Genomic DNA, 13,121 nt, shown 5'->3' with positions numbered 1-13,121 from the left:
GATACGATTCATGTCGCAACCCATGACCGACTCGCTGCTGATCGAACTGTTCACCGAAGAGCTGCCCCCCAAGGCGCTGGCGCGCCTGGGCGACGCCTTCGCGCAGGGCCTGTTCGCCGGCCTGGGCGAGCGCGACCTGCTTGAGCCGGGCGCCACCGTGACGCCGTTCGCCACCCCGCGCCGCCTGGCCGCGCTGGTCAGCGGCGTGCGCCGCAACGCGCCGGACCGCGAGCAGCGCGAGAAGGTCCTGCCGCTGTCGGTGGCGCTGGACGCCAACGGCGAGCCGACCGCCCCGCTGGCCAAGAAGCTGGCCGCGCTGGCCAAGTCGATCGGCGTTGCCGAGATCGACTGGCAGTCGCTGGAGCGCGCCTCCGACGGCAAGGCCGAGGCCTTCTTCTACCGCTATACCGCGCGCGGCGCCGAGCTGGCCGCCGGGCTGCAGGCCACGCTGGAAGACACCGTGGCCAAGCTGCCGATCCCGAAGGTGATGAGCTACCAGCGCCCGGACGGCAGCACGGTGCATTTCGTGCGCCCGGCGCACAGCCTGATCGCGCTGTTCGGCGCCGAGATCCTGCCGGTGACGCTGCTGGGGCTGCAGGCCAGCAACCTGACCCAGGGCCACCGCTTCCTGTCGCATGGCGCGATCGAGATCCGCCATGCCAACGACTATGCGCAGCAGCTCGAGTCCGCCGGCCGCGTGGTGGCGAGCTATGCCGAGCGCCGCGAGCGCATGCGCAGCGCGCTGCTGCAGGAGGCCGGCGCCGACCAGGTCATCATGCCCGAGGCGCTGCTCGATGAGGTCAACTCGCTGGTGGAATGGCCGGTGGTGTACGCCTGCCATTTCGAGGAAGCCTTCCTGGCGGTGCCGCAGGAATGCCTGATCCTGACCATGCAGACCAACCAGAAGTACTTTGCGCTGACCGATGCCGACGGCCACCTGCGCAACCGCTTCCTGATCGTCTCCAACCTGGCCACCGAGACGCCGCAATCGATCATCAGCGGCAACGAGCGCGTGGTGCGCCCGCGCCTGGCCGACGCCAAGTTCTTCTTCGACCAGGACCGCAAGAAGACCCTGGCCTCGCGCGTGCCGCAGCTGGCCAGCGTGGTCTACCACAACAAGATCGGCACGCAGCTGGACCGCGTGCAGCGCCTGCAGCAGATCGCCGGCCATGTCGCCGATGCGCTCAACGCCGCCGGCGTGGCCACCGACAAGGCCGCGGCGATGCGCGGCGCGGAACTGGCCAAGGCCGACCTGCTGACCGACATGGTGGGCGAGTTCCCCGAGCTGCAAGGCACCATGGGCACCTACTACGCCCGCCACGACGATGAAGCCGAGGACGTGGCGCTGGCCTGCTCCGAACACTATCGCCCGCGCTTCGCCGGCGATGAGTTGCCGGCAAGCGCGGTCAGCACCGCGGCGGCGCTGGCCGACAAGCTCGAGACCCTGGTCGGGATCTGGGGCATCGGCCTGCAGCCCACCGGCGAGAAGGACCCGTTCGCGCTGCGCCGCCATGCGCTGGGCATCCTGCGCATGCTGATCGAAAAGCCGCTGGCGCTGTCGCTGTCGTCGCTGCTGGCGCTGACGCAGCAGGCCTTCGCCGGCATCGCCGCGGTCAAGCCGGCGCCCGAGGCCATCCTCGACTTCCTGTACGACCGCGTGCGCGGCTACCTGAAGGACAAGGGCTACACCACCAATGAAGTCGAGGCCGTGGTCAGCCTGCGCCCGGACCAGCTGCATGACATCCTGGGCCGCATGGAAGCGGTGCGCACCTTCGCCGCGCTGCCCGAAGCCGAGGCCCTGGCCGCCGCCAACAAGCGCATCACCAACATCCTGCGCAAGAACACCGAGCCGGTCGGCGCGGTGAACGCGGGGCTGTTCCAGGAAGGCGCCGAAGGCGCGCTGCACGCCGCCATCGAGCGCGTGCGCCCGGCCGTCGAGGCCGCCTTCGCCAGCGGCGACTTCACCGCCGCGCTGCGCGACCTGGCCCAGCTGCGCGACGCCGTCGACCAGTTCTTCAACGACGTGATGGTGATGGCCGAGGACGCGCAGCTGCGCGCCAACCGGCTGGCGCTGCTGGCCTCGCTGCATGCGCTGGCCAACCGCGTCGCCGACATCTCCAAGCTGGCCGCCTGAGCGGTTGCCTTAGCCACGCCCCCAGCAACCGCCGGAGCCGCACATGCCGCAGACACCGCCCAAGTTTGTCATCCTGGACCGCGACGGGGTGGTCAACCTCGACAGCGACCAGTTCATCAAGACCCCGGATGAATGGGTGCCCATCGACGGCAGCCTGGAAGCCATCGCCGCGCTCAACCAGGCGGGCTACCGCGTGGTCATCGCCAGCAACCAGTCCGGCATCGGCCGCGGGCTGTTCGAGATGAGCGCGCTCAACGCCATGCACGAGAAGATGCACACGGCGCTGGCACGGCTGGGCGGACGCGTCGAGGCGGTGTTCTTCTGCCCGCATACCGCCGCGGACGGCTGCGAATGCCGCAAGCCCCGCTCGGGCATGCTGGAGCAGATCAGCGAGCGCTTCGGCATCGAGCTGCGCGGCGTGCCGATCGTCGGCGATTCGCTGCGCGACCTCGAAGCCGGCGTGGCGGTCGGCTGCGCGCCGCACCTGGTGCGCAGCGGCAAGGGCCTGAAGACGCTCGACAAGGGCGGGCTGCCGCCCGGCACGCAGGTGCACGACGACCTGCGCGCCTTTGCCCGCTGGCTGACCGGCAACGACGGCGGCCAGCGCCTGCCGGCCCAGGGTGGCCCCAGTGGCCCAAGTGGCCCCAGTGGCCCAAGTGGCCAGGGCGGGCATGCCGCCGCCGGCTGACCGAGCCTGCGGCCCACGCGTCCGCACCCATTCCCTTTTTGCGCCCCCCGCATGACGTTCCTTCGTTCCCTGTTGTTCGCGCTGTACCTGCTGGTGCTGACGCCGCCCTACGCCTGCGCCTGCTTCCTGGTGTTCCCGTTCATGAATGCCGACCAGCGCTTCCGCTTCGTGCGCGGCTGGCCGCGGCTGGTGATCGGCGCCGCCCGCCTCATCTGCGGCATCCAGTACCGCATCGAAGGCCAAGAGCACATGGACGGCATGCTCGACAAGCCGGTGGTGCTGCTGTCCAAGCACCAGTCGGCCTGGGAAACCGTGGCCTACGTCGCGCTGATGCCCAAGCCGCTGTGCTTCGTGTTCAAGCGCGAGTTGCTGCTGGTGCCGTTCTTCGGCTGGGCGCTGGGCATGCTGAAGATGGTCCATATCAACCGCAAGGAAGGCACGCGCGCGTTTGCCTCGGCGGCGCGCCAGGGCCGCGAGCGGCTGGCCGAAGGCGCGTGGATCATCATGTTCCCGGAAGGCACGCGCACCCCTTCGGGCCTGGTAAAGACGCGCTACAAGAGCGGCGGCGCGCGCCTGGCGGTGGAAACCGGTGCCTGGGTGCTGCCGATGGCGGTCAACTCGGGCCGGGTCTGGCCGCGCAATTCGTTCATGAAGTATCCGGGCATGGTGACGATCTCGGTCGGCCCGCCGATCGCATCGGCCAACAAGACCGCCGACCAGCTCAACCAGGAAGTGGCCGACTGGATCGAACGCGACATGCGCCGCATCGACCCGGAAAGCTACCAGGCTGCGCAGCGCAGCGAGTCGACCGCATGAAGCTGCTGCGCCCCGCCGCGGACGCCGACGGCGCGCAGCTGGAGCTGCCGCTGGCGGAACCCGCCCACGCGCCGCAGCCGGCGGCGCCGCTGGCACCGGAGCCGCCGCATCCGCAGCAAGCACCGGCGTGGCCGGTGCCGCAGCCCAATGCGCGCCTGCTGCAGATCGGTGAGCGGCCGCTGCACTACACCCTCAAGCGCTCCGCGCGCCGCACCATCGGCTTCACCATCGACGACCGCGGCCTGTCGATCACGGCGCCGCGCTGGGTCACGCTGGCCGATATCGAGGCGGCCATCCTGGAAAAACAGCGCTGGATCTTCAACAAGCTGGGCGAGTGGCGCCACCGCGAAGCGCGCCGCGTGCTGCCGACGGTCCAATGGCGCGAAGGCGCCGCCCTGCCCTTCCTCGGCCAGCCGCTGACGCTGGCGCTGGAGTCGCCGATCGGCGCGCTGCTGTTCGATGCCGACCGCCGCGTGCTGCACCTGGCGCTGCCGGCCCATGCCGACGAGCAGCAGATCAAGGACCGCGTGCAGGGCTGGCTGCAGCAGCAGGCACGCCGCCTGCTGGCCGAGCGGCTGGACCTCTATGCCGCCAGGCTGGGCGTGCGCCACACCGGCTTCGCCCTGACCTCGGCCGCGACGCGCTGGGGCAGCTGCACCGCCGACGGCAAGATCCGGCTGAACTGGCGCCTGATGCATTTCCCGCTGTCGATGATCGACTATGTCGCCGCGCACGAACTCGCGCACCTGAAGGAAATGAACCACGGCCCGCGTTTCTGGGAAACCGTGGAGTCGATCTTTCCCGAGTTCCGCGACGCCCGCGCGCAGTTGCGCGCGCACCCGCCCGAGCTGCTGCCGACGTTCTGAGGGCCGCTACCGCTACCGGGGCTGGGCCCGGTGGGTTTCGGCCAAAGGCACTAAAATGGCGCCTTCCTATACCGATAACAGTTGAAGGCCCTCCCATGCGACTCCTCCACACCATGCTGCGCGTCGGCGACATGCAGCGCTCCATCGATTTCTACACCCGCGTGCTCGGCATGCAGCTGCTGCGCCAGAGCGACAACCCCGAGTACAAGTACCGCCTCGCCTTCGTCGGCTACGGCCCCGAGAGCGAGACCGCGGTGCTGGAGCTGACCTACAACTACGGCGTCGACAGCTACGACCTCGGCACCGCCTACGGCCACATCGCGCTGGAGACCGACGATGCCGCGGCGGCCTGCGAGCGCATCCGCGCCGCGGGCGGCAAGGTCACGCGCGAAGCCGGCCCGGTCAAGGGCGGCACCACCGTGATCGCCTTCGTCGAAGACCCGGACGGCTACAAGATCGAGCTGATCGAGCGCCATTCCACCCGCGACGCCAGCCGTCCCTGAAGGCCTGCGCCGTGAGCACGCAGAGTATCGCGCGCCAGCCGCTCGACGCCACCGCCATCGGCCTGATGGTGGTGCTGTGCGCCGCCTGGGGACTGCAGCAGGTGGTGATCAAGGTGACCGCGCCGCTGATGGGCGCGGTGCTGCAGGCCGGGGTGCGCTCGGCGGTGGCGGCGCTGCTGGTGTTCGGCTTCGCGGCGTGGCGCGGCACCCCGCTGTGGCGGCGCGACGGCACGCTCAACGCCGGCCTGCTGGCCGGGCTGCTGTTCGGGGCGGAGTTCTTCTGCATCTTTGTCGGTCTCGGGCACACCACGGCCTCGCGCATGGCGGTGTTCCTGTACACCGCGCCGATCTTCACCGCGCTGGGACTGCATTTGGTGGTGCCCGGCGAACGGCTGCATCCGGGCCAGTGGCTGGGCGTGGCGCTGGCGTTCGCGGGCATGGCGCTGGCCTTTGCCGATGGCATCGCCGCGCCGTCATCTCAGGGCAGCACGCTGCTGGGCGATGCGCTCGGCATCCTGGCCGGCGCGCTGTGGGCGGCCACCACCGTGGTGGTGCGCGCCAGCCCGCTGGCGGGCGCACCGGCCAGCAAGACCCTGCTGTACCAGCTGGCGGTGTCCGCAGTGATGCTGCTGGGCATGGCGCTCGCCGGCGGCCAGACCGCCACCGTGCAGATCGACGGCGTGGTGCTGGCGAGCCTGTTCTACCAGTCGGTGCTGATCGCCTTTGCCAGCTACCTGGCCTGGTTCTGGCTGCTGCAGCGCTACCTGGCGTCGCGGCTGTCGGTGTTTTCCTTCCTGACGCCGCTGTTCGGGGTCGCCTTCGGCGTGGTGCTGATGCACGACGCCGTGGGCCCGCGCTTCGCGGTGGCGGCGGTGCTGGTGCTGGCGGGGATCGTGCTGGTGAACCGGCGGGGGTGAGAGATTGGAGCTCTCCTCTCCCGCGCGCGGGAGAGGAAGCAAACCCTCAGCGCGCTCAGCGGCGCGCCTCGAACGAGAACATGCCGAGCGCGTCGCGCACTTCCTCCAGCGTCTGCTGGGTCAGTTCGCGCGCCTTCGCGGTGCCCTGGCGCAGGATGTCGAAGACATAGTCCGGATCCTTGGCCAGCGCTTCGCGGCGCTCGCGGATCGGGGCCAGCATGTCCTGCAGCACGCCCTCGATGCGGCGCTTTAGCACCATGTCGCCGAGACCGCCGCGCTGGTAGTGTTCCTTCAGGGCCTGGACTTCCTCGGTGTTCGGGTCGAACGCATCGAGGTAGGTGAACACCACGTTGCCCTCGACCTGGCCAGGATCCGACACCTTGAGGTGGTTCGGGTCGGTGTACATGCTGTGCACCGCGGCCTTGATCTGCTCGGGCGCGGCCCCCAGCGCGATCGCGTTGCCCATCGACTTGCTCATCTTGGCCTTGCCGTCGACGCCGGGCAGGCGGCCGAACTGCGGAATCATCGCCTTGCACTCGGGCAGCACGTCGCGGCCGACCTGGTGGTTGATGCGGCGCACGATTTCGTTGGTCTGCTCGATCAGCGGCGCCTGGTCCTCGCCCACCGGCACCACCTCGGCCTTGAAGCCGGTGATGTCGGCGGCCTGCGAGGCCGGGTAGCACAAGAAGCCGGCCGGGATGTCCCGGCCAAAGCCGCGTGCCTGGATCTCTTCCTTGATGGTAGGGTTGCGCTCCAGCCGCGCCACCGTGACAAAATTCAGGTACATCAGCGTCAGCTCGGCCAGCGCGGGCAGGTGCGACTGCACCGTGATGGTGGTCTTGGCCGGATCGATGCCGACCGCCAGGTAGTCCAGCGCCACCTCCAGCACGTTGCGGCGCACCTTGTCGGGATCGTGCGCGTTGTCGGTCATGGCCTGGGTGTCGGCCAGCAGCAGGTATTGCTCGTGTGAATCCTGCAGCGCGACGCGGCTCTTGAGCGAGCCGACGAAGTGGCCGAGGTGCAGCGGGCCGGTGGGACGGTCGCCGGTCAGGATCACGGGACGCCGGTTGGTTGGGCTGGTTTGGGCTGTCATGGGACGGTCTTGCACGGAAATAGTCGCGGGAGAATCGGGATGCTTTGGGAATGCGGGAATTCGGCTGCCGCGCTCAGGCGGCCTGGCCCGAGGCCTTGTCGCCCAGGCGCCGGGCCAGCTCGACATACTCGCCGACCGGCACTTCCTCGGCGCGCCGGCCCAGGTCGAAGCCCATGGCATCGAAATCGACCTGGTCGCGCAGGAACGAGAGCGTGTTGCGCAGCACCTTGCGCCGCTGCGAGAACGCCGCCGTGACCACGTCGCCGAGCACGGTGATGTCGCAATCGGCATGCGGCGAACGCAGCCGGCCATCGCCGTGGCGCGGCCACGGGATCATGCGGACCACGGCGGAGTCGACCTTGGGCGGCGGATTGAAGGCGCCCGGCGGCACGTCCAGCACGTGCTCCATGTAGTAGCGCACCTGCAGCATGATCGACAGCCGGCCGAAGGCCTTGCTGCCGGGCTCGGCGACCATGCGCTCGACCACCTCCTTCTGCAGCATGAAGTGCTGGTCGTGCACGTGGTCGGCAAACTCCATCAGGTGGAACAGCAGCGGGCTCGAAATGTTGTACGGCAGGTTGCCGACGATGCGCAGCGGTCGGCCGGGCACGGCCAGCTTGTCGAAGTCGAAGTCGAGCGCGTCGCCGGCGTGGACCTGCAGGCGCTCGCCATAGCGGCGGCGCAGCCGCTCGACCAGGTCGCGGTCCAGCTCGACCACCTGCATCTGCGCGATCCGCTCGAGCAGCGGGTCGGTCAGCGCGCCCAGCCCCGGCCCGATCTCGACCAGCACGTCGCCGGCCTGCGGGCTGATGGCATTGACGATGCCGTGGATGATGGTGTCGTCGACCAGGAAGTTCTGCCCGAATCGTTTGCGGGCCACATGGCCCTGGTGCACGTTAGAACGCATGATGTATTAGTCCGGCGTCAGCATGGCGGCTGCGTGCCGGTAGGGATATGGCCCGGGGCACCGCCGCCGGGCCGTCGGCCGTTGGCGTGGCCAGACATGATAACCGCCGTGCGAATGGCCTCGATCATGCTGCCGTGCTCGGCCTGGCCGGTGCCGGCGAGGTCGAGCGCGGTGCCGTGGTCCACCGACGTGCGGATGAAGGGCAGCCCCAGCGTGATGTTCACGCCGTGGCCGAAGGTGCCGTACTTGAGCGGCGCCAGCCCCTGGTCATGGTACATCGCCAGCACGCAGTCGGCATCGCGCAGGTGGCGCGGCTGGAACAGCGTGTCGGCCGGGAACGGCCCGCGCGCGTCGATGCCGGCATCCTTGGCCTGCGCCAGCGCGGGCGCGATGATGTCGATCTCTTCGCGGCCCATATGGCCGCTTTCGCCGGCGTGCGGGTTCAAACCCGTGACCAGGATGCGCGGCCGCGCGATGCCGAAGCAGCGGCGCAGGTCGGCATCGATGATCGCCAGCGTCTGCACCAGCAGCCCCACCGACAGCGCATCGGGCACCGCGCGCAGCGGCAGGTGGGTGGTGGCCAGCGCCACGCGCAGCATGGCATCGTCGTGCGCCGGCTGCGGGCCGGCCAGCATCATCACCACGCGCGGCACGCCGGCGCTTTCGGCAAGGTATTCGGTATGGCCGGTGAAGGGCACGCCGGCGTCGTTGATGGTGCTCTTCTGCACCGGCGCCGTGACCATCGCGGCATACCGGGGCGCGGCGCCGCCGTGCGGCCGGCAGCCGTCGATGGCGGCATCGAGCAGCTTCAGCACATAGCGGCCGTTGCGCGCATCGAGCCGTCCGGCCTCGCACGCCACCGCCAGCGCGATGTCCTCGATCACCACGCCGCCGTCGGCAAGGCGCCGCTCCCAGGCATGGGTGACGCCGAGCGCCTCGGCCCGTTCGGCCAGCAGGCGGGCATCGCCCAGCACATGGAAGCGGTAGGCTGCGCCGTCAAAGCCATGGTTGGCGCCCGCCAGCTGCAGCAGCGCGCCGATAGTGATATCGGGGCCGATGCCGGCGGGTTCTCCGGTGGAAATGGCCAGGGCTAGCGGGTCGGGCATGTCGGTGGGCGCGGGTGGCGGCGCTGATGGACGGACGGGCAGACGGGCACCGGCGCGTCAGCGCTGCCGGTTGACCCGGTACTCCACGTACGCCTGCGAACGCAGCTGGCGCACCCAGTCATCATAGGCGGCGCGCAGCTTCTGCTCGCGGACCTCGGCGCGGGCAAAGTCGCGCTGCTTCTCCGGCGACAGCTCGGTCTCGCGGCGGTTCAGCACCTGGATCAGGTGCACGCCGAACTGCGTGACCACCGGCTCGGAGATCTCGTTCGGGCGCAGCCGGCTCATGGCCTGCTCGAACTCGGGCACCAGTTCGCCCGGCGACACCCAGCCCAGGTCGCCGCCGTTCTGCGCCGAGCCGTCCTGCGAGAAGCGCCTGGCCGCATCGGCAAAGTCGCCGCCATGGGTGATGCGGTCGCGCAGCGTGCCGAGCTGGCGGCGCGCCTCGGCCTCGGGCATGTTGGGGCCGGTGCGGATCAGGATGTGGCGCACCTGGGTCTGCGTGATCTTGCCGGCCGCGGCCGGGCCCGAGGCCGGCGCCGCGCGCTTGGCCACCAGCTTGATCACGTGGAAGCCGGCGGCGCTCTCGACCACCTGCGGCGCCACCGCGCCCGGCTGCAGGTCGACCACGGCATTGGCGAACAGCGCCGGCAGGCGGCCGATTTCGCGGAAGCCCATGGCACCGCCCTGGGCCGCTTCGGGCCCTTCGGAGCTGGCCTGCGCCAGCTGCGCGAAGTCGGCGCCCTCCAGGGCCTGCTTGAGCAGCCCGTCGGCCTTGGCGCGCAGCGCCTGCTTCTGCGCGTCCGAGGCATTCTCGGGCACGCGCACGAGGATCTGCGCCATGTTGTATTCGGTCGGGCCGCCGGCCGCGCCCTGGCCGCCGCGCGCCGCCAGGTAGTTGTCGATCTCGCCGTCGTAGACCTGCACCTTGGAGTCGACCTCGCGCTCGCGCAGGCGGATCACCTGCACCTGCTTGCGCAGCTCGTCGCGGTACTTGGTCCAGGTCATGCCGCTGCCCTCGACCCGGCGGCGCAGCTCGGCCGCGTTCATCTGGTTCTGCTGGGCCACCGATTCGATCGCGCGGTCGACTTCCTGGTCGGTGACGCGGATGCCGGCGTCCTGCGCGGCCTGGGTCTGCACGCGCTCCATCACCAGGCGCTCGAGCACCTCGCCCAGCAGGTCGGCGCGCGCGGGTACCGGACGGCCGCCGGCACGCAGCTGGCTCTCGATCTCGTCGGCGCGGTCAAGCAGTTCGCGCCGCGTGATCACGCTGTTGTTGACCACCGCCACCACTTCGTCGATCAGCTGCGAGCGCTTCTGGCCGCCGGCCTGCGGCACGCCCAGCTTGGGCTGGCTGGACGGCGCGGTGACATCGGACGCCTGCGGCACGAAAATGCCGCTGGCGCGCGGCGTCCCGGGCGCCTTCAGTTGCGCGGCGGCGGGCATCGCCATCGCGGCCAGCACGGCCGGCAACAGCAGCCGGTGCCAGGACGTCAGCAAAAAGGAAAACACGGCGAATTCTTGACGTTTCATCGTAATCCGTCATTCATAGTGATCGAACTGGGTCGTCGGCACCGGCTTGGCCGAGACCGGCTCGTAGCCCGGCACGTTCAGGCGCAGGATGTTCAACGGGTTGGACCCGATCTTGGAAAGGCCACGGAACTCCACCTGCAGGAAGACCCGCCCGGTGTAGCCCTGGGTGGTGTTGCGGAAACGCTGGTAGACCACGCGGCCGACCCAGCAGTCCGCGGCGTACTCGACGCCGGCGAGCGCATCGACCATCTGGCTGGCGGTCAGGTCGAAGGCGAAGCGCGCGATGCCGTAGGCCCGGCGCGTGATCGGCCACTGGCTAGACAGCTCGAACTGGTCGATCGCGGTATTGTCGGTCACCGAGGTCGGCCGGCGGTAGCGGTAGCCGGCGTTGAACACCTTGCGCGACTCGGGGCGGTAGGTAAACGCCACATTGCCGTAGCTGATCCGGTCCGAATCGGGGTTGTACTGCACCCCCGCATCCAGATAGTAGCCGCGGAACAGCTGGATGGTGGTGGCGGCGAGCAGGTCCGACGAGCCCGACTTGGGATCGGCCAGCGTGCCGTTGAGCTGCACGCGCTGCCCGGTGAAGTCATAGCGCTGGGCAATGGTGCCGCGGAAGCGTTCGATGCCGGTATCGGACTCGATCAGGCGCGTGGTCACGCCGCCGGTCAGCTTGTTGTTGTCGGCGATGCGGTCGTAGCCGGTGAACGGGTTCTCGCTGAAGATCTGGCCGTAGCCGAAGTCGGACTGCACCGTGTCGAACAGCGGGAACTGGCTCTGGTCGCGGAACGGCGTGTAGACGTAGAACAGGCGCGGCTCCAGCGTCTGCACGTAGTTGACCCCGAACAGGCGGCTGATGGTCGGCGCGTCGCGCTCGAAGGTCATGCCCGAATCCAGGCTGACGGTCGGGATCGCGCGCGACAGGTTGTTCTGCGCGGTCGGCGTGTTGGTGGCCGCTTCCATCTGGTACTGCGCGGCGTTGAACGACACCTTGGGCGTGACGTACCAGCCCGCGCGCACGATTGGGTAGCTGATGCTGGGCTGGAAATACATGCGCTCGCCCTGCGGCTGCTGGAAGCCGGTGGACGTCAGCGGGATGCGGAAGCGGGTGTAGTCGGCTTCCATCTGCACGTCGAAGCCGCCCATGTCATAGCGGATGTACTTGCCGTTCAGCTGCGGCACGCGCTCGTACGAGGGCTCGCTGGGGCGCAGCGTCTGGAACTTCTGTACCCGCGCCAGCAGGGTGAAGTCCTGCCAGTTGTAGGTGACGCCGCCCTCCTGCGTGTACTGCCGCAGCGTCGATTGCGACACGCTGCGGTTGAAGTCGTCCGGGTAGCGGTCATCGGACACCCGGTTCAGGTTCAGGTACGCGGCCAGTCCCGGCGCCAGCCGCTGGGTATGCTGCAGCGAATAGGCCCAGCGGTTCGAGTTGGTCTTCCTGTCGTCCGGCAGGAACTCGGCGCGCACGCGCCCGGAGTAGGTCTCGCTCAGATAGCGGTATTCGCCGCCGAGCTGCAGCCCGCGCTCGGTCATCAGCCGTGGGTAGATGGTCAGGTCGCGGTTGGGCGCGATATTGACGTAGTACGGCGCGGTGACGTCGAAACCGGACTTCGAGCTGTAGCCCATCAGCGGCGGCAGGAAGCCGCTGCGGCGATCGTCGTTCAGCGGGAAGCTGAACGCGGGCGCGGCCGCGATCGGCACGCCGAAGAAGTTCAGCACGCCGCCGTAGGCCACGCCCACCTGGCGGTCGCTGTCCAGGTCGATCCGGTTGGCGCTGAAATACCAGTCGGCATTGTCGGGCGAGCAGGTGGTGTACGACGCCTGCCGGGCCGTGCTGCGGTTCTGGTCGAGGAAATCGATGCGCTCGGCCTTGCCGGTGCCGCCGGTCTGCTGGAAATAGTAGTCCGGCGACAGCATGTAGCCTTCGTTGGCCTCGACCTTGAGCCGCGCTTCCGGCCCCACCGCCAGCGCGCCGCCGCGCGACATGCGCACATTGCCCTGCGCGAAGGCCTCGTCGGTGTCCTGGTCGTAGGTCAGCTTGTCGCCCTTGATTACGCCGCCGTCGCGGCGCAGTTCGGCATGGCCTTCGAGTTCGACGCCGCGCTCGCTGTAGCCGGTCATGCGGTCGGCTTCGATGAAGGTGGGGGCGTCGGGATCGGACTCGGCCCTGGCGGCGGGCTCGGCCAGGCGCGGCACCAGTTCGCCGGACTCCACCGGCAGCGGCGGCGCCGGCGGCGCGGCTTCGAACACCGGCTCGACCTGGTCGAGGTCGGGGATCGCCGAGCCGGTGATCTGCCCATGGGCGCCGGCCGACAGGCCGGCCATGGCCAGCACCAGCGGGCGCAGCGCGCCCGCGTGCAGGCTGCCGCCGCGCCGGGCTCGGGCCGGGGCGCGGGGGAAAGCAGGCGAAGGCAAGGCCCTGTTGTTCGGTGATCGTTGTGGTTCGGTCATTCGCACGGGTGGTCAGTCTCGGCACGGGCAGCGGCTCGCCTGCAGGCCGCCAGGCCCCCGCCGGGGCAGGCTGCGGGGCAACGCGGCCCCTGCCGGAGGCCACCGGCGCC

The 13,121-nt window shown here is 69.6% G+C and carries 11 protein-coding genes; 6 read left to right on the top strand and 5 right to left on the bottom strand.

Annotated features, from left to right (window positions below):
* Window positions 1-10: 10 nt before the first annotated feature.
* From glyS to CBM2588_RS03770, 6 genes are all read left to right on the top strand, one after another.
* Entirely contained in the window at window positions 11-2,134 is a 2,124-nt protein-coding gene (gene glyS / locus CBM2588_RS03795; protein ID WP_115679418.1) for a glycine--tRNA ligase subunit beta, read from the top strand.
* A gap of 43 nt (window positions 2,135-2,177) precedes the next feature.
* Complete coding sequence (gene gmhB, locus CBM2588_RS03790; RefSeq protein WP_115679417.1) at window positions 2,178-2,822, top strand: D-glycero-beta-D-manno-heptose 1,7-bisphosphate 7-phosphatase; 645 nt, start codon at window positions 2,178-2,180, stop codon at window positions 2,820-2,822.
* Between the two features lie 51 nt (window positions 2,823-2,873).
* A complete protein-coding gene (locus CBM2588_RS03785; RefSeq protein WP_115679416.1) occupies window positions 2,874-3,638 on the top strand; it encodes a lysophospholipid acyltransferase family protein in 765 nt (254 codons plus the stop codon).
* Complete coding sequence (locus CBM2588_RS03780; RefSeq protein ID WP_115679415.1) at window positions 3,635-4,504, top strand: M48 family metallopeptidase; 870 nt, start codon at window positions 3,635-3,637, stop codon at window positions 4,502-4,504. Before CBM2588_RS03785 ends, CBM2588_RS03780 begins: the two co-directional genes overlap by 4 nt.
* Window positions 4,505-4,599: 95 nt before the next feature.
* Complete coding sequence (gene gloA, locus CBM2588_RS03775) at window positions 4,600-5,007, top strand: lactoylglutathione lyase (RefSeq protein WP_018008824.1); 408 nt, start codon at window positions 4,600-4,602, stop codon at window positions 5,005-5,007.
* A gap of 65 nt (window positions 5,008-5,072) precedes the next feature.
* Window positions 5,073-5,924, top strand: a complete 852-nt coding sequence (locus CBM2588_RS03770; RefSeq protein WP_439897439.1) for a DMT family transporter — start codon at window positions 5,073-5,075, stop codon at window positions 5,922-5,924.
* Between the two features lie 55 nt (window positions 5,925-5,979).
* Here the strand turns inward: CBM2588_RS03770 and trpS are convergent, their stop codons facing one another.
* The 5 genes from trpS to CBM2588_RS03745 form a co-directional block, all read right to left on the bottom strand.
* On the bottom strand, window positions 5,980-7,017 hold the full coding sequence (trpS, locus tag CBM2588_RS03765) for a tryptophan--tRNA ligase (RefSeq protein ID WP_115679413.1): 1,038 nt from the start codon (window positions 7,015-7,017) through the stop codon (window positions 5,980-5,982).
* A 73-nt stretch (window positions 7,018-7,090) separates the two neighbouring features.
* Window positions 7,091-7,924: a 16S rRNA (adenine(1518)-N(6)/adenine(1519)-N(6))-dimethyltransferase RsmA gene (gene rsmA, locus CBM2588_RS03760; RefSeq protein ID WP_115679412.1), complete on the bottom strand. Its 834-nt coding sequence runs from the start codon at window positions 7,922-7,924 to the stop codon at window positions 7,091-7,093.
* Between the two features lie 17 nt (window positions 7,925-7,941).
* On the bottom strand, window positions 7,942-9,030 hold the full coding sequence (pdxA, locus tag CBM2588_RS03755; protein ID WP_115679411.1) for a 4-hydroxythreonine-4-phosphate dehydrogenase PdxA: 1,089 nt from the start codon (window positions 9,028-9,030) through the stop codon (window positions 7,942-7,944).
* A gap of 57 nt (window positions 9,031-9,087) precedes the next feature.
* Entirely contained in the window at window positions 9,088-10,560 is a 1,473-nt protein-coding gene (locus tag CBM2588_RS03750) for a peptidylprolyl isomerase (RefSeq protein ID WP_115679410.1), read from the bottom strand.
* A 9-nt stretch (window positions 10,561-10,569) separates the two neighbouring features.
* A complete protein-coding gene (locus CBM2588_RS03745) occupies window positions 10,570-13,011 on the bottom strand; it encodes an LPS-assembly protein LptD (protein ID WP_115679409.1) in 2,442 nt (813 codons plus the stop codon).
* Window positions 13,012-13,121: the final 110 nt, after the last annotated feature.

The sequence above is a fragment of the Cupriavidus taiwanensis genome (assembly GCF_900250075.1).
GTDB classification, from domain to species: Bacteria; Pseudomonadota; Gammaproteobacteria; order Burkholderiales; family Burkholderiaceae; genus Cupriavidus; species Cupriavidus taiwanensis_C.
Note: the sequence above shows the minus strand (reverse complement) of the source record. Positions and strands in the feature narration are given on the sequence as shown.